This window comes from Streptomyces sp. CB09001 (genome assembly GCF_003369795.1).
Classification (GTDB): Bacteria; Actinomycetota; Actinomycetes; order Streptomycetales; family Streptomycetaceae; genus Streptomyces.
The window spans coordinates 3,124,532-3,140,621 of the sequence record NZ_CP026730.1; the positions used below are offsets into that span (position 1 = coordinate 3,124,532).

A 16,090-nucleotide genomic window follows, 5' to 3' on the forward strand; every position below is an offset into this window, starting at 1 on the left:
CAGTACACGAGCGAGCCCCGCCCGGCGGCCCCCGACCGGAACGGGGACGACCCCCCGCGGGACCCGAAACACGACACCGCCGAGCCCTCGGACCACCCGGCAGACCCCGCACCCGAGGCCACCGGCCCCGGCCGCGAGGACCTGGGCGCCGGCGTCGGCCGCGAGGACCCCGGCGCCGGCGTCGGCAGGACACCGGCGAGGGAGGACGGCGCGAGCCGGGGCCGGGGCGCCGCCCCCGTCACCGGGCCGGGCCCGGGTCGGGGCGGCGCCGACGTCGCCGCCGCCGGGGCCGCGACCCGTACCGAAGCGCCCCCGTCCCCCGGCGACGTCGTGGAGCGGCGTCTGCACCCCGTCACGCCCCTGCGGCGGGCGTGGGCGCCGGTCGCGGTACTCGTCGGGTGGGCCGTGCACGATCCCGACCAGGCGCAGCGCCAGCTGACCCGGCTGACCACGACCCATCTGCTGATCGGCCTCGCCGTACTGATCCCGGCCGCCGCCCTGTACGGCTTCCTCACCTGGTGGTTCACCCACTACGCGGTGACCGACACCGAGCTGCGGATCCGCACCGGCCTGCTGTTCCGCCGCACCGCGCACATCCGCCTCGAACGCATCCAGGCGATCGACGTCACCCAGCCCCTGCTGGCCCGGGTCGCGGGGGTCGCCAAGCTCAAGCTCGACGTCGTAGGCACCGGCAAGAGGGACGAGCTGGCCTTCCTCGGCGCCGACGAGGCGCGTGCGCTGCGGGCCGAGCTCCTCGCGCGCGCGGCGGGCTTCGCGCCCGAGACCGCGCACGAGGTCGGCGAGGCCCCCGCGCGGCAGCTGCTGCGGGTGCCGCCCGGCGTCCTCGCCGTCTCCCTCCTGCTGACCGGCGCGACCTGGGGCACACTGCTCGCCGCCGCCGTCGTACCGACGCTGCTGTGGCTGGCCACCCACAACCTGTGGACGGTGCTGGCGACCGCCCTGCCGCTGGTGGGCGCCGCGGGCGCGAGCAGCGCCGGCCGGTTCGTCGGGGAGTACGACTGGACGGTGGCCGAGTCCCCGGACGGGCTCCGTATCGATCACGGGCTGCTCGACCGCGCCCACGAGACGGTGCCGCCGGGCCGGGTACAGAGCGTGCGCCTCGTGGAGCCGCTGCTGTGGCGGCGCCGCCGCTGGGTGCGGGTGGAGCTGGACGTGGCCGGTTCCTCGAACTCCGTGCTGCTGCCGGTCGCCCCGCGCGAGATCGCCGAGTCGGTCGTCGCCCGCGTGCTGCCCGGCGTGACCGTGCCGGCGGGACGGGAGCTGGCGCGCCCGCCGCGCCGGGCGGCGCGGTGCAGACCGCTGTGGTGGCGCGGCCACGGGCTCGCCGTCACCGACGCGGTCTTCGCCGCCCGGTACGGCCTGCTGCGCCGCAGCCTGGCGCTCGTGCCGCACGCCAAGGTCCAGAGCGTCCGCCTGACGCAGGGACCCTGGCGGCGCGCCCTGCGGCTGGCCGACGTCCATGTGGACACGGGCGCGAACAAGACGGTGACCGCCCGCCTGCGTGACGCCGAAGAGGCCGCGGAACTGCTGCGGAGCCAGGCGGAACGGTCCCGGACCGGCCGCCGCGACGCCCCGCCGGACCGCTGGATGGCCTGAGGCCCCCGCTCCGCGGCGTCCCGGAGGGGAGACGGTCAGGCGGTCAGGAGACCGCGCTGCGCAGTCCCTGTACGTCGATCTGCTCGGTCTCGTCGTGGGCCGTCAGGTCGATCACCTGGCCCACGCCCCGGGACTCCTCGCCGGCCGGCTTGAAGGAGACCTCGGCCTCGGCCTTGTGCAGGGCGAGCGCCTCCTGGCCGACCACGTCGGCGAGGTCCTCGTTCTGGACGGTCTCCAGAGCGGCGTCGGACGCGCCCGCCCCGCCCGTCGCGTCCGCCCCGTTTTCGACGGGCTTGGTGCCGAAGAAGTCGAAGCCGCCCTCGACCACCGGACGCCGCGCCGGGGCCGCCGGTACGACGGCCACCGCGGTCGGCACCGTGAAGTGCCCGTCGGCCCGCCGGGTGGGCTGACTCGACTGCGTGGACTGGGTGGGCTGCGCGGGCCGCTCGTCGGACGTCGTCGTCGGGGAGGCGGCGGTGCGCTCATGGCCGTCGGCCGCCTCGGGCTGCCCCTGCGCCTCGTCCTCCTGCCTCGCCTCGGTCGCGGGCACGCCCTCGCCGCCGCCGTCCCCGTCGTCGTCACCGTCGGAGCCGTCCGGGGCCTCGGAGACGGCAGCCCGGTCGCCATCGTCCGGGTCGTCGGGCGCGTCGCCGTCGAAACGGGCCAGGGCAGCGTTGGCGCGCAGGAACAGCCGGGAGCCCTCGGGCGAGAAGACCGCGGGTACGGCAGCCTCTTCGGCCGCCGCGTCCTCCTCGCCGGGCACGTCCTCGGCTGCGGCGTCCGCCGCAGGCGTTTCCGCCCCGGGCGTCTCCTGCTCCCGCGTCTCCTGCTCCCGCGTCTCCTCCGCCGGGGCGGTGCGGGCCGCCGGCAGCGCGGGTGCCTGCGGCGCGGCCTCGATCTCCAGCAGCCGGCGGCCCTCCAGCGCGCTGGCACGCTCGGTCTCCGCCGTGGCGTAGCGCCGCAGCAGCGAGGCGTGCTCGTTGCGCAGCCCCGCCAGCTCGGTGCGCTTGGCCCGCAGCCGGTGCTCCAGCTTCTGCCGCAGCTCGCGCGACTCCTCCAGGTCGGACTCCAGTTCGGCGACCCGTTCCTCGAAGCGCCACTCGTCGCTCGCACGCGCGCGTGTGAGGTCGGCGACCTGTCGGCCCGCCTGCGCGTCCCAGTGCCGCATGACGACCGCGCCGACCACAGCCGTCACCGCGGCGGCCGCGGCCAGCACGCGAAGGATCATGGTCTCGCTGAACAACCAGGGCCCGAGGGCGCAGACGACCGAAACACCTGCGATCGCCGACGGAGGAAGCAGCCTGTGCAGAGGCGGGGAATGGCGATGACGTCCACGTGGCATGGCCAGAAACTTACCGCGCGTAGGCGAATCTTGGCGCCCCGCCCCGTAAAAACACGGCCATCTCCGACGCGTTCACAGGTATCGGGGAATCCACATCCCCGACGACGGACGAATTACTCCCGGATTCCAAGATCATTCACGTGTCCCGTCCGCCGCCCAGCCGCTCGTCCAGCCACCGCAGCGTCGCGGGAATCTCCCGCCGCCAGGTATTGAAGTTGTGCCCGCCGCTTTCCAGGATGATCGACGAGATCCGGGTCGGCCTCTTGCCCTTCACCAGATCAATGAACTTCAGCGTGTCCTTGTAGTTCGTCTCACCGGTCCTGCTGCTCGTGACGAGCAGTGAAGTGTCGGGCGCGGGCGCGTTCTTGAGATACCACCACAGGCTGGCCCGCTTCTCGAGCTCGTCGTCCCCCTGGAAGAGGTCACCCGTGGTGGGGTCGTCCGGCGCGTCGTAGTACGGCGACAGCCCCGCTCCGGCGGCGTACACCTCCGGATGGTGCGCGGCGAGTTTCAGGGCGCAGTAGCCGCCGGTCGAGTTGCCCACGACCCCCCAGCTCCGCGGCCCCTTGTCCACCCGGTAGTGGGCGCCCACCGCCTCGGGCAGGTCCTTGGCGAAGAACGTCTCCGTCCGTGGCCCGCCCGGTACGTCCACGCACTCCGTGTCGCGCGGCGGTGCCACCGTGGGCCGCAGCATCACCAGGATCATCGGCCGCATCCGACCGGCCTTCGCCAGCTCCAGCGCCGTACGCGGGTAATGGAGTTTGTCCACCAACGCCTCGGCGGTACCCGGATAACCGGTCAGGACGACGGCCGCGGGAAACGTACGGCCACGGTGCCGCGGCTGAAAGTACTCCGGCGGCAGATACACATACGCCGGTGACGCGATCCGCGAGGTACGCCCGACCACCCGTATCTCCTCCACCCGCCCCGAGACGTCCGGCCGCGCCCCGCCCGCCGGGGTCACCCGCCGGTCCCCGACGACCCGCAGCGGCCCGCCGCCCGCACCGGCCGAGTGGTCCACGACCACGCCCTGCCCGTCCTCCCGCCCGAACAGGTCGGCCCAACTGCCGTAGAACCCGAAGGACTGGTTGGCGACCAGTCCCACCGACGCGAAGACCGCCACCTGGGTGGCGAGCAGCAGACCGACCCTCCCCAGAACGGCCCGCATGCCTCGCCGGGCCAGTCGCGGCCACAGCCACACCGTCCCGGCGAACAGCAGCACGCCGGCCACCACCGCCAGCGCCAGCACCTTGTTGCTCGTGAGACCCATGCCTTGCTACCCGCCCGCGCTTTCCGTCGATCAGGGGAGTGAACCTCTCCCTCCGAGACACCGTCCTAGAGGGCGCAATGTCGCCGGATGCCCGGAACGGGCCCGGAATCCACGATCTCTCGCAGAACCACAGGTGCGATGTCTGTCAGGACAGATGAGGAAATGTCGGGCGAGGTTCCGACGAGGCCCACCCGCATACGCCGCGCACTACGCGGCCCCCGCCCGGACCGGATCCCCCTCCTCGTTGGCCGCGCCTGCGTGCTCGTCGGCCTGCTGGACATCGCGGCCGGCTCCTTCCCGCGCTTTCGCCACAGCCGGATGCACGCCTTCGCCGAGGTCCTGCCCGGCGCCTTCGGCCCCTTCGCCGCCGCCCTCTCGCTCAGCGCGGGCGTCCTGCTCCTCCTGCTCGCCCACGGCCTCAAACGCCGTAAGCGCCGGGCCTGGCGGGCGGCGGTCGCCCTGCTGCCACTGGGCGCCGTCGCACAGTTCACATACCGCCACTCCCTCCTCGGCGCACTGATCTCCCTGGCCCTGCTGGTTCCCCTCCTGCGCCACCGCGACGAATTCGCCGCCCTCCCCGACCCCCGCAGCCGCTGGCGGGCCCTGGCCAACTTCGTCCTCATGAGCGCCGGTTCCGTCCTGCTGGGCCTGCTCGTCGTCAACGCCCACCCGCACCGCATGCTCGGCGACCCGAGCCTGGCCGACCGCCTCACCCACGTCCTCTACGGCCTGTTCGGCGTCGAGGGCCCGGTGGACTACCGCGGCAACACCTCCTGGACGGTCGCGTTCTCCCTCGGCGCCCTCGGCCTCCTGACCGCCATCACCACCATCCACCTGGCCTTCCGCCCCGAGCACCCGGCGGCCCGCCTCACCGAGGACGACGAGACCCGCCTGCGGGCCCTCCTCGCCCGGCACGGCGGCCGCGACTCCCTCGGCCACTTCGCGCTGCGCCGCGACAAGGCGGTCGTCTTCTCCCCCAGCGGCAAGGCCGCCGTCACCTACCGGGTGGTCTCCGGCGTGATGCTGGCCAGCGGCGACCCGATCGGCGACGTCGAGGCCTGGCCGGGCGCCATCGAACGCTTCATGGACGAGGCCCGCGCCCACTCCTGGACCCCGGCCGTCATGGGCTGCTCGGAGACCGGCGGCGAGGTCTGGACCCGCGAGACGGGTCTCGACGCCCTCGAACTGGGCGACGAGGCGGTGGTGGACGCAGCGGATTTCTCCCTGGCCGGCCGCGCGATGCGCAACGTGCGCCAGATGGTCAAACGCATCGAGCGCGCCGGTTACGAGACCCGGGTACGGCGCGTGGCTGACCTCTCCGACGCCGAACTGGACCGGGTGCGCCGCGCCGCCGACGCGTGGCGCGGCACGGACACCGAGCGCGGCTTCTCCATGGCCCTGGGCCGCGTCGGCGACCCGGCCGACGGCGACTGCCTGATCGCGACGGCCCACAAACAGGACACGGAACCCGGCGAGTACGGCGACCTGAAGGCGGTCCTGCACTTCGTGCCGTGGGGCACGGACGGCGCGTCCCTGGACCTCATGCGGCGCGACCGCGCGGCCGACCCCGGCATGAACGAACTGCTGATCGTGGCCGCGCTCCAGGCGGCCCCGAAGCTGGGCATCGCCCGCGTGTCCCTGAACTTCGCGATGTTCCGCGCGGCGCTCGCACGGGGCGAGAAGATCGGCGCGGGCCCGGTCCTCCGCGCGTGGCGCGGACTGCTGGTCTTCCTCTCCCGCTGGTTCCAGATCGAGTCCCTGTACAAGTTCAACGCGAAGTTCCGCCCCCGGTGGGAGCCGCGCTTCGTCGTCTACCGCCGCTCGGCCGACCTCCCGCGCATCGGCTTCGCCGCGATGCAGGCGGAGGGCTTCGTCACGATCCCCCTCCCGCGCTTCCTCCAGCGCCGGACGCCGTCACGCCGCCCCTGCGCCCACCAGGTGCCGGCGCGGGCGGCGTGACGGTCGGCGGGCCGGCGTGTTCTTCGGCACCCGGCGTGAGTGTGGCCGCCGGGGCGGGAAGCGCGGCCCGGCGCATACGGGGCGCCGCTGCGCCCACCCGTGCCGCCCCAGCGGCACGACTGCCCGCAGCTGAGGGGGGTGGCGCCGCAGCTGCGGCGAGGGGGCGGCAACCGTCCGCGGCGGCGGCCGGGGCGACAGCCCGCAGCTACGGCCACGCACGTGGCGACGGCGGGGAGCCGCGTACGGCGACGCCGACGCCCCGCAGCGGCGACGGCGGGGAGCCGCGCGCGGCTGGGGCGGAGAGCCGCGTACGGCGAGAAGGGGACTCGGCGCGATGGCGGGCCGCAGCCGCGTACGGCGTGCAGCGGGAGGCGGACCGTTGGCGGGCCGCAGCCGCGTACGGGCGTGCAGCGGGAGGCGGACCGTTGGCGGGCCGCAGCCGCGTACGGCGAGAAGGGGTCGTGTCGGGGGGTGTCCGCCCGCAGCGGTTGGCGCGTCAACGCCCCGCACCCCCGTAGCCGACCGATTCCGCGCCGTTCCGAGGACGGACACCCCCCGGCGCGGCCCCGACCCACCCACCGGAGATACCGCGCTACGCGCACCCCCACCACACCCCCACAGGCCGCCGCAGGCACCCCGCGCACCCGCCGCAGCCCACCGCCTACGCTGAACACATGAGCAAGCAGACCGGCCGCCACCGACGCCATCTCGCGGGACTGACCGCATGGGACCGCTGCGCGGTCATGGGAGTCGTCAACGTGACCCCCGACTCCTTCTCCGACGGCGGCCGCTTCTTCGACACCACCGCGGCCATCAAGCACGGCCTGGACCTGGTCGCCCAGGGCGCCGACCTGGTGGACGTCGGCGGCGAGTCCACCCGCCCCGGCGCCACCCGCGTGGACGAGGACGAGGAACTCAGGCGCGTCGTCCCGGTGGTGCGCGGCCTCGCCTCCGAGGGCGTGACGGTCTCCGTCGACACCATGCGCGCCTCCGTCGCCGAGCAGGCCCTCGCCGCCGGCGCCGCCCTGGTGAACGACGTCAGCGGCGGCCTCGCCGACCCCCGGATGATCCCGGTCGTCGCCGACGCTGGCGCCCCCTTCGTCGTCATGCACTGGCGCGGCCTCCTGAAGGACGGCAACGTGAAAGGCACCTACGCCGACGTCGTGACAGAGGTCGTCGACGAGCTGCACGCACGCGTGGAGGCCGTCCTGGACGGCGGCATCGCCCCCGACCGCGTGGTCGTCGACCCCGGCCTCGGCTTCTCCAAGGACGCCGAGCACGACCTCGTCCTCCTCGCCCACCTCGACCGCCTCCTCGCCCTCGGCCACCCCCTCCTCGTCGCCGCCTCCCGCAAACGCTTCCTCGGCCGCGTCCTCGCCGGCCCGGAGGCCGCCCCGCCCCCCGCACGTGAGCGCGACGCGGCCACCGCCGCGGTCTCCGCGCTCGCCGCGCAGGCCGGCGCGTGGGCGGTCCGCGTCCACGAGGTCCGCGCCACGGCCGACGCCGTCCGCGTCGCCCGCGCCGTCGAAGGCGCCCGGTGAACGCGCCGCACCTCGACGTCGAACAGGTCGAGGCCGCGAACACCGCCTTCTACGAGGCACTGGAGGAGGGCGACTTCGAGAAGGTCTCCGAGTTCTGGCTCACCCCCTCCGACCTGGGCATCGACGAGTCGTACCACGACCCGGCCGACGCCGGCGTGGTCTCCTGCGTCCACCCGGGCTGGCCGGTGCTCACCGGCCGCGGCGAGGTCCTGCGCTCCTACGCCCTGATCATGGCGAACACGGACTACATCCAGTTCTTCCTCACCGACGTGCACGTCTCCGTCACCGGCGACACCGCCCTGGTCACCTGTACCGAGAACATCCTCAGCGGCGGCCCCGCCCCCGACGGCGGCGAGGAGCTCGGCCCGCTCGTCGGCCAGCTGGTCGTCGCCACCAACACCTTCCGGCGCACGCCCGCCGGCTGGAAGCTCTGGTCCCACCACGCCTCCCCCGTACTCGCGGAGACCGAGGACGAGGACGGCGAGGACACACCGCCCTGACCCGGCCGGCGGCCACCGGCACCGAGAAGTGGTTGGAATCACGGACCGGCGGGCAGGGGCGGCTACCAACCCGTGATCCACCGGGACCGCCAGGGAGAACGCACGGTGAAAACCTGCCCCCTCCCCACCCCGCCCCGCACCCCGCGCCCCGGCACTGTCGGTGCACGCGGGTAGATTCGACTGGGGCCGCCGTACCACCCGCACGTGGTACGACCGGCCGAGACCGACGACTGCAGGAGTGATTCGCGTGGATCGTGTCGCGCTGCGCGGCCTGAAGGCCCGCGGGCACCACGGTGTGTTCCCCAAGGAGCGCGAGGACGGCCAGACCTTCCTCGTGGACATCGTCCTCGGCCTGGACACCCGCCCGGCCGCGGCCGACGACGACCTGGCGAAGACCGTGCACTACGGCATCGTGGCCGAGGAGGTCGTGGCCGTCGTCGAGGGCGAGCCGGTCAACCTCGTCGAGACCCTCGCCGAGCGCATCGCCCAGGTCTGTCTGAAGCACGAGGGGGTCGAGGAGGTCGAGGTCTGCGTCCACAAGCCGGACGCGCCGATCACCGTCCCCTTCGACGACGTGACCGTCACCATCATCCGGAGCCGTGTATGAGCGCCCCCTTCGCCAAGGGTCCGAGCGACCCGACCGTACAGCCCGTGCCCGCCTCCGTCATCGAGCAGGTCGACGCCGCGGACACCACCCTGTCCAACCCCAAGCGTGCGGTGATCGCCCTCGGCGCCAACCTCGGCAACCGTCTGGAGACCCTCCAGGGCGCGATCGACGCCCTGGAGGACACGCCGGGCGTACGCGTCAAAGGGGTCTCCCCGGTCTACGAGACCGAGCCGTGGGGCGTCGCCCCCGACAGCCAGCCCTCGTACTTCAACGCGGTCGTGATCGTGAAGACGACGCTGCCCCCGTCCTCGCTCCTGGAGCGGGCGCACGCGGTCGAGGAGGCCTTCCACCGGGTCCGCGACGAACGCTGGGGCCCGCGCACCCTGGACGTCGACATCGTCGCCTACGCCGAGGTCGTCTCCGACGACCCGCAGCTCACCCTCCCCCACCCGCGCGCCCACGAACGCGCCTTCGTGCTGGCCCCCTGGCTGGACGTGGACCCCGACGCCGACCTGCCCCACCGGGGCAGGGTCGCCGACCTCCTGGCGGCCGTCACCCGCGACGGCGTCGCGCCCCGTGCCGACCTGGAACTCCGGCTGCCCGAGTAGTCGTTAAGGTCGACGAGGACGACGAGGTCAGGACGACCGCGCCGGGGAGCCGAAGGGACACCGGAACACCGTGAAAGAGCTGCGCATCAGGGTGCTGGCCGGCGTGTTCGTCGTCGCCGGAGTGCTGTCCTGGGCCGTCGCCCGCCTGTGGAACTCGGTGGGTACCCTCCCGAGCGTCCCCCTCGCCGCCCCCGTCGTCCTCGCCCTGATCGCGGTGATCCTGCTGGCCACGGCGCTCTCGATCCGCGCCCGCCTCAAGGCCCAGCGTGAGCGCGTCCCCGGCGCCAAGGGCGTCGATCCGATGATGGCGGCCCGCGCCGTCGTCTTCGGCCAGGCCAGCGCCCTGGTGGCCGCCCTCGTCGCCGGCATGTACGGCGGCACGGGCGTCTTCCTGCTGGAGTACCTCGACATCCCGGCCCGCCGCGACCAGGCCATCTACGCGGGCGCCTCGGTCGTCGCAGGCATCGCCGTGATAGCGGCCGCCCTCTTCATGGAGCGGGTGTGCAGACTCCCGGAAGACGAGGACGACGACCAGCCGGGCGCCGCCTCAGCGGCGTGACCCGCACCCCGCGACTCAGCGAGCCATGATCAGACTCATGGCCTCGTTGCGCGTGGCGACATCCCGCAGCTGCCCCCGCACGGCCGAGGTGAGGGTCTTCGCGCCGGGCTTGCGGATGCCCCGCATGGACATGCACATGTGCTCGCACTCGACCACGACGATCACCCCGCGCGGTTCCAGGATCTCCATCAGCGAGTCCGCGATCTGCGTAGTGAGACGTTCCTGCACCTGCGGGCGGCGCGCGTAGACGTCCACGAGCCGGGCCAGCTTCGACAGACCGGTGATCTTCCCACTGGTGGACGGGATGTAGCCGACGTGCGCCACCCCGCGGAACGGCACCAGATGATGCTCACAGGTGGAGAACACCTCGATGTCCTTCACCAGGACCATCTCGTCGTGCCCGAGGTCGAACGTCGTCGTCAGGACGTCCTCCGGCTCCTGCCACAGGCCGGCGAATATCTCCTTGTACGCCCGTGCCACGCGCGCCGGAGTCTCCCTGAGGCCCTCGCGGTCCGGGTCCTCGCCGACCGCGATCAGCAGTTCGCGTACGGCGTTCTCGGCCCGCTTCTCGTCGAACTCGCCGATCTGGCCCTCGCCGTCCAGCGTCACGGGGTCGGTCATGTGATGCCTCGTTCCTGATCCGTCCTGCGACGGCATACGAAAATGCCGCACCCCCAAGGCTAGAACCTGGGGGGTGCGGCATACATTCCGGGCTGCCTCGGGCCGCCGGGGCGGCCCGAGGTGACCGGGGTCAGCTCTCCGGGCGGTCCTCCGGTGCTCGCTCCGGTGCCGGAGCGGGCTCCACCGTGGTGCTCTTGGCGGTGGAGATCGCCGCCGTCGCGCCGTTCGCCCCGTTCGTCAGTGCCAGCTCCTTGGGGGAGAGCACCGGCGGACGCGTCGAGGGCGTACGGCGGGAGGAACCGGTCCAGGCGGGCCGGGCGGGGCGCTTGACGATCTGGGCGAAGACCTCGGCGATCTCCTCCTTGCCCAGCGTCTCCTTCTCCAGCAGCGCGAGGACGAGGTTGTCGAGGACGTCGCGGTTCTCGACCAGAATCTCCCAGGCCTCGTTGTGCGCCGTCTCGATGAGCTTCTTGACCTCCTCGTCGACCAGCGCGGCGACCTCTTCCGAGTAGTCGCGCTGGTGCGCCATCTCACGCCCGAGGAACGGCTCGCTGTTGTCGCCGCCGAACTTGATCGCGCCGAGGCGCTCGGTCATGCCGTACTGCGTGACCATCGCCCGGGCCAGACCGGTGGCCTTCTCGATGTCGTTGGCCGCGCCGGTCGTCGGGTCGTGGAAGACCAGCTCCTCGGCCGCGCGGCCGCCCAGCATGTAGGCGAGCTGGTCGAGCATCTCGTTGCGCGTGGTCGAGTACTTGTCCTCGTCCGGGAGGACCATCGTGTAACCGAGGGCCCGGCCTCTGGACAGGATCGTGATCTTGTGGACCGGGTCGGAGTTCGGTGAGGCCGCCGCGACCAGGGCGTGGCCGCCCTCGTGGTACGCGGTGATCTTCTTCTCCTTGTCCGACATGATCCGGGTCCGCTTCTGCGGGCCCGCGACCACACGGTCGATCGCCTCGTCCAGCATGTGGTTGTCGATCAGCTTCTGGTCGCTGCGGGCCGTCAGCAGGGCGGCCTCGTTCAGCACGTTGGCCAGATCGGCACCGGTCATGCCGGGCGTACGGCGGGCGACGGCCGACAGGTCGACGTCCGGAGCGACCGGCTTGCCCTTCTGGTGGACCTTGAGGATCTCCAGACGGCCCTGCATGTCCGGGCGGTCGACCGCGATCTGCCGGTCGAAGCGGCCGGGGCGCAGCAGCGCCGGGTCGAGGATGTCGGGCCGGTTCGTCGCGGCGATGAGGATCACGCCGCCCTTGACGTCGAAGCCGTCCATCTCGACGAGCAGCTGGTTCAGGGTCTGCTCGCGCTCGTCGTGACCGCCGCCGAGGCCGGCGCCGCGGTGGCGGCCGACCGCGTCGATCTCGTCGACGAAGACGATGGCCGGGGCGTTCGCCTTGGCCTGCTCGAACAGGTCGCGCACCCGGGAGGCACCGACACCGACGAACATCTCGACGAAGTCGGAACCGGAGATCGAGTAGAACGGCACGCCCGCCTCGCCCGCGACGGCACGCGCGAGCAGCGTCTTGCCGGTGCCGGGCGGACCGTACAGCAGCACGCCCTTGGGGATCTTGGCGCCGACGGCCTGGAACTTGGCCGGCTCCTGGAGGAACTCCTTGATCTCGTGGAGCTCCTCGACGGCCTCGTCCGACCCCGCGACGTCGGAGAACGTCGTCTTCGGGGTGTCCTTGGTGATGAGCTTCGCCTTGGACTTGCCGAAGTTCATGACCCGGGAGCCGCCGCCCTGCATCTGATTCATCAGGAACAGGAAGACGACCACGATGAGGACGAACGGGAGCAGGGAGAGCAGAATCCCGACGAACGGGTTCTGCTTCGACGGCGACACGGTGTAGCCGTCGGAGATCTGCTTGTCCTGGTACTTGTTCTGAAGTGTGTTGGCGAGGGTCACGCCCTGGTCGCCGATGTAGCTCGCCTGGATCTTCGAGCTGCCCTCGACCTTTTCGCCGTCCTTGAGCTGGACCTTGATGGTCTGCTCGTCACCGGTGGTCAGCTTGGCCGACTCGACCCGGTTGTCGTTGATCGCCTGGACGACCTGGCCCGTGTCCACCGTCTTGTAGCCACCGGACGAGCCCACGACCTGCATCAACACGACCACGGCAAGGACGGCCAGCACGATCCACATGATTGGCCCACGGAAGTATCGCTTCACGTCCATCCACACGGAGCGGTGTCGCCCCGTCCCTCCTGCCATAGTGAGTTTGATAAGACAGTTCTTCTGACGGTACCCCAGCGTGGCGGCCGTCAGCCGCACGGGCGGGCCGACGTCCCGTCTGCATGCTCCAACGGCGCGAGGGCCCGGGGGGTTCCCGGTGACCCGCCGAAACGCCGTGAAGTCCGTTACAGGGGCGCGTCAGCCGCCGTACACGTGGGGCGCGAGCGTACCGACGAACGGGAGGTTGCGGTACTTCTCGGCGTAGTCGAGGCCGTAGCCGACGACGAACTCGTTGGGGATGTCGAAGCCGACCCACTCCACGTCGATGGCGACCTTCGCGGCGTCGGGCTTGCGCAGCAGCGTGCACACCTTGAGGGAGGCGGGCTCGCGCGAGCCGAGGTTGGAGATCAGCCAGGACAGGGTCAGTCCGGAGTCGATGATGTCCTCGACGATCAGGACGTGGCGGCCCTTGATGTCGGTGTCGAGGTCCTTGAGGATCCGCACCACACCGGAGGACTGGGTGCCCGCGCCGTACGAGGACACCGCCATCCAGTCCATCGTGACGGGGGTGGACAGCGTGCGCGCCAGGTCGGCCATGACCATCACGGCGCCCTTGAGCACGCCGACGATGAGCAGGTCCTTGCCCGCGTACTCCGCGTCGATCTTCGCGGCCAGCTCGGCCAGCTTCGCGTCGATCTCTTCCTTGGTGATGAGTACCTTCTCGAGGTCGGCACCCATGTCGTTCGCGTCCACCCGCATCACTTTCGGTCGTCCCACCGGCCAGTCCGGAGCATCCGTCGATCCGTGCGCGGATCGGTGGGAGGGTCCGGATTCAGCCTTGCCGGATCACCAGTCTGCCACCCTGCCGCCGGGCGACGACTTTGCCGGGGAGGTTGATGGCCCCCTGACCGCGCCAGCCGGTGATGAGCCGGTCGACTTCCTCGATGTGGCGGGCGAACAGGGCACCGCCGGGGGCACCGGCCTCCAGGGCGGCGCGGCGCAGGATGCGGCGGCGTACGGCGGGCGGCAGGGCGTACAGCTTGGCGCACTCCAGTCCGCCGGTGGCGTCGCGGACGCCGGCCTCGGCCTGGCGGGCCCAGGTGTCGAGGGCGTCGGCGTCGTCCCGGGAGAGTTGCGCCGTACGGGCGAGGGCCTCGACGACGCCCTTGCCGAGGGCCTTCTCCAGGGCGGGCAGGCCCTCGTGGCGCAGCCGGGAACGGGTGTAGGCGGGGTCGGTGTTGTGGGGGTCGTCCCAGACGGGGAGGGACTGGACCATGCAGGCCTTGCGGGCGGTCTGACGGTCGACCTGGAGGAAGGGGCGCCGGTAACGGCCGCCGGCCCCCGAGACCGCGGCCATGCCCGACAGGGAGCGGATGCCGGAGCCGCGGGCGAGGCCCAGCAGGACGGTCTCGGCCTGGTCGTCGCGGGTGTGGCCGAGCAGGACGGCGGCGGCGCCGTGGCGGGCGGCGGCGGCGTCGAGTGCGGCGTAGCGGGCGTCGCGGGCCGCGGCTTCCGGGCCGCCGGCGCGGCCGACGGTCACGGCGGTGGCCTCCACGGGGTCGAGGCCCAGTTCGCGCAGGCGCAGGACGACCTCCTCGGCGCGCAGGTCGGAGCCGCTCTGCAGGCCGTGGTCGACGGTGACGCCACCGGCCCGGACGCCGAGCCGGGGGGCCTCGAAGGCGAGGGCGGAGGCGAGCGCCATGGAGTCGGCGCCGCCGGAGCACGCCACGAGCACGAGCGGTGCCGTCGGCAGTCCGGGCGCACGCTCGGGCGCACGTTCGACGGCCGTCGCGGCGGGGACGCCGGCCGGGGTGTTCAGTTCGGTGAGGATGTCGTGGAGGACGCGGCGGACCGCCAGGCGTATCGCCGCGACCGCAGGATGGGGACCCATGTCCGGTGCCCTTCATGAAGTTGTCGGGGGTGAGCCCGAGGTTCGGTCACGCAGAGTGTGTAGATGGTGACAGAACCGGGCCGTTACCCGAGCATCGCACGCCTGCCGAAGGCTCACGGTCCCTCGGACGGGTGATTGAAGGGTCGTTCGCCTGCCGTCGGCCGGAATCGTTTCACGCCCCGCCCGCGCGGCTCACGCCTCCGGCTTGCGGTGCACCCGCGCGATCCAGTCCGCCGGTTTGGCGATCTCCGACTTGGTGGGGAGCGTGTTGGGCGAGGTCCAGACGCGGTTGAAGCCGTCCATGCCGCACTCGTCGACGACGGCCCGGACGAAGCGTTCGCCGTCCCGGTACTGGCGGAGTTTGGCGTCCAGGCCGAGCAGCTTGCGCAGCGCCATGTCGAGGCGGGAGGCGCCCTTGGCGCGGCGCTGCTGGAACTTCTCCCGGATCTCCCCGACGCTCGGCACGACCTCCGGTCCGACGCCGTCCATCACGAAGTCGGCGTGCCCCTCCAGGAGGGACATCACGGCGGTGAGGCGGCCGAGAACCTCCCGTTGGGCGGGGGTCTGCACCAGCTCCACGAGCGAACGGCCGTCGTCGCCCTCCTCCGCCTCGGGACGGCCCCCGGCCAGCGACTGGGCGGCCTCGCGGACCCGCTCGAGCACGGTCATGGGGTCCACGTCGGTCTCGGCCAGGAACGACTGGATTTCGCCCTCCAGGTGGTCCCGCAGCCAGGGCACGGCGGTGAACTGCGTGCGGTGCGTCTCCTCGTGCAGGGTCACCCACAGGCGGAAGTCGTGCGGCTCGACGTCGAGTTCGCGCTCCACGTGCACGATGTTCGGCGCGACCAGAAGCAGCCGGCCGCCGCCGTTCGCGCCGGCGGGCAGTTCCCGGGTGGCCGGGGCGAACGTCTCGTACTGGCCGAGGACGCGGGAGGACAGGAACGACAGCAGCATGCCCAGCTCCACGCCGGTGACCTTGCCGCCGACGGCGCCGAGGACCGCGTTGCCCGCGCCGCCGCCGCGCCGCTCCTGCATCTTCTCCAGCAGGGGCTTGAGCAGCTCCCGGAACCCGGCGACGTTGGCCCGGACCCAGCCGGGCCGGTCGACCACCAGGACGGGGGTGTCGTGGGTCTCCTCGGTGCCCATCCGGGTGAAGCCGCGGACGTGCTCCTCCGAGGACTTGGCATGGCGGCGGAGCTCTCCGACGACGGCCCTGGCCTCGTCGCGGCTCACCTCGGGGCCCGGCCGTACGAGCCGGGTCGCGGTCGCCACCGCGAGGTTCCAGTCGACCATGCCGGAATTTGCGCCGATGCTCGTCATGCGTCAACGGTACGGGAGCGCTGCCGCTGGGGGGCAGTCGTGCGGGGTACCAGGTCGGCATGGGGTGAGGTCCGTTGCCTGGGCACCC

The 16,090-nt window shown here is 72.4% G+C and carries 14 protein-coding genes; 7 read left to right on the forward strand and 7 right to left on the reverse strand.

The window, feature by feature from the left end:
* Positions 1 to 330 precede the first annotated feature (330 nt).
* Positions 331 to 1,617, forward strand: coding sequence for a PH domain-containing protein (locus C4J65_RS14210; protein ID WP_115746445.1), 1,287 nt, complete (start codon positions 331 to 333; stop codon positions 1,615 to 1,617).
* Positions 1,618 to 1,660: 43 nt separating this feature from the next.
* On the opposite strand, the gene C4J65_RS14215 is transcribed toward C4J65_RS14210, so the two are convergent.
* Complete coding sequence (locus tag C4J65_RS14215) at positions 1,661 to 2,959, reverse strand: hypothetical protein (protein ID WP_205351011.1); 1,299 nt, start codon at positions 2,957 to 2,959, stop codon at positions 1,661 to 1,663.
* A gap of 136 nt (positions 2,960 to 3,095) precedes the next feature.
* Positions 3,096 to 4,229, reverse strand: a complete 1,134-nt coding sequence (locus C4J65_RS14220; RefSeq protein ID WP_115742752.1) for an alpha/beta hydrolase-fold protein — start codon at positions 4,227 to 4,229, stop codon at positions 3,096 to 3,098.
* Positions 4,230 to 4,391: 162 nt separating this feature from the next.
* On the opposite strand from C4J65_RS14220, the gene C4J65_RS14225 reads away from it, so the two are divergent.
* The 6 genes from C4J65_RS14225 (at position 4,392) to C4J65_RS14260 (ending at position 10,003) form a co-directional block, all read left to right on the forward strand.
* Positions 4,392 to 6,188: a phosphatidylglycerol lysyltransferase domain-containing protein gene (locus C4J65_RS14225; RefSeq protein WP_115742753.1), complete on the forward strand. Its 1,797-nt coding sequence runs from the start codon at positions 4,392 to 4,394 to the stop codon at positions 6,186 to 6,188.
* 674 nt (positions 6,189 to 6,862) lie between these two features.
* The gene (folP, locus tag C4J65_RS14240; protein WP_115742754.1) at positions 6,863 to 7,729 is read left to right on the forward strand and encodes a dihydropteroate synthase; all 867 of its coding nucleotides are present in this window, start codon (positions 6,863 to 6,865) and stop codon (positions 7,727 to 7,729) included.
* Positions 7,726 to 8,229 (forward strand): nuclear transport factor 2 family protein, encoded by a 504-nt coding sequence (locus C4J65_RS14245; protein ID WP_115742755.1) that lies wholly within the window; start codon positions 7,726 to 7,728, stop codon positions 8,227 to 8,229. Before folP ends, C4J65_RS14245 begins: the two co-directional genes overlap by 4 nt.
* Positions 8,230 to 8,476: 247 nt before the next feature.
* A complete protein-coding gene (gene folB, locus C4J65_RS14250; RefSeq protein ID WP_011028954.1) occupies positions 8,477 to 8,836 on the forward strand; it encodes a dihydroneopterin aldolase in 360 nt (119 codons plus the stop codon).
* On the forward strand, positions 8,833 to 9,444 hold the full coding sequence (gene folK / locus C4J65_RS14255) for a 2-amino-4-hydroxy-6-hydroxymethyldihydropteridine diphosphokinase (RefSeq protein ID WP_115742756.1): 612 nt from the start codon (positions 8,833 to 8,835) through the stop codon (positions 9,442 to 9,444). Before folB ends, folK begins: the two co-directional genes overlap by 4 nt.
* A 70-nt stretch (positions 9,445 to 9,514) precedes the next feature.
* A complete protein-coding gene (locus C4J65_RS14260) occupies positions 9,515 to 10,003 on the forward strand; it encodes a DUF3180 domain-containing protein (protein WP_115742757.1) in 489 nt (162 codons plus the stop codon).
* 15 nt (positions 10,004 to 10,018) lie between these two features.
* On the opposite strand, the gene folE is transcribed toward C4J65_RS14260, so the two are convergent.
* The 5 genes from folE to C4J65_RS14285 all read right to left on the reverse strand — a co-directional run bounded on the left by folE (position 10,019) and on the right by C4J65_RS14285 (position 16,002).
* Entirely contained in the window at positions 10,019 to 10,624 is a 606-nt protein-coding gene (gene folE / locus C4J65_RS14265) for a GTP cyclohydrolase I FolE (RefSeq protein ID WP_030405001.1), read from the reverse strand.
* 130 nt (positions 10,625 to 10,754) lie between these two features.
* On the reverse strand, positions 10,755 to 12,794 hold the full coding sequence (ftsH, locus tag C4J65_RS14270; RefSeq protein ID WP_115742758.1) for an ATP-dependent zinc metalloprotease FtsH: 2,040 nt from the start codon (positions 12,792 to 12,794) through the stop codon (positions 10,755 to 10,757).
* A 195-nt stretch (positions 12,795 to 12,989) separates the two neighbouring features.
* Positions 12,990 to 13,550 carry a hypoxanthine phosphoribosyltransferase gene (gene hpt, locus C4J65_RS14275; RefSeq protein WP_007452004.1) on the reverse strand — a complete coding sequence of 187 codons (561 nt, stop codon included), beginning with the start codon at positions 13,548 to 13,550 and terminating at the stop codon, positions 12,990 to 12,992.
* 73 nt (positions 13,551 to 13,623) lie between these two features.
* Positions 13,624 to 14,682, reverse strand: a complete 1,059-nt coding sequence (gene tilS, locus C4J65_RS14280) for a tRNA lysidine(34) synthetase TilS (RefSeq protein WP_115742759.1) — start codon at positions 14,680 to 14,682, stop codon at positions 13,624 to 13,626.
* Between the two features lie 192 nt (positions 14,683 to 14,874).
* Entirely contained in the window at positions 14,875 to 16,002 is a 1,128-nt protein-coding gene (locus C4J65_RS14285) for a zinc-dependent metalloprotease (RefSeq protein WP_115742760.1), read from the reverse strand.
* Between the last annotated feature and the right edge of the window lie 88 nt (positions 16,003 to 16,090).

Bases quoted from the DNA above. Each gene is read 5' to 3' on its own strand.
- C4J65_RS14215 (WP_205351011.1), bottom strand. From the start codon at position 2,959: ATGCCACGTGGACGTCATCGCCATTCCCCGCCTCTGCACAGGCTGCTT.
- C4J65_RS14220 (WP_115742752.1), bottom strand. From the start codon at position 4,229: ATGGGTCTCACGAGCAACAAGGTGCTGGCGCTGGCGGTGGTGGCCGGC.
- C4J65_RS14225 (WP_115742753.1), top strand. From the start codon at position 4,392: ATGTCGGGCGAGGTTCCGACGAGGCCCACCCGCATACGCCGCGCACTA.
- folP (WP_115742754.1), top strand. From the start codon at position 6,863: ATGAGCAAGCAGACCGGCCGCCACCGACGCCATCTCGCGGGACTGACC.
- folK (WP_115742756.1), top strand. From the start codon at position 8,833: ATGAGCGCCCCCTTCGCCAAGGGTCCGAGCGACCCGACCGTACAGCCC.
- folE (WP_030405001.1), bottom strand. From the start codon at position 10,624: ATGACCGACCCCGTGACGCTGGACGGCGAGGGCCAGATCGGCGAGTTC.
- ftsH (WP_115742758.1), bottom strand. From the start codon at position 12,794: ATGGACGTGAAGCGATACTTCCGTGGGCCAATCATGTGGATCGTGCTG.
- hpt (WP_007452004.1), bottom strand. From the start codon at position 13,550: ATGCGGGTGGACGCGAACGACATGGGTGCCGACCTCGAGAAGGTACTC.
- tilS (WP_115742759.1), bottom strand. From the start codon at position 14,682: ATGGGTCCCCATCCTGCGGTCGCGGCGATACGCCTGGCGGTCCGCCGC.
- C4J65_RS14285 (WP_115742760.1), bottom strand. From the start codon at position 16,002: ATGACGAGCATCGGCGCAAATTCCGGCATGGTCGACTGGAACCTCGCG.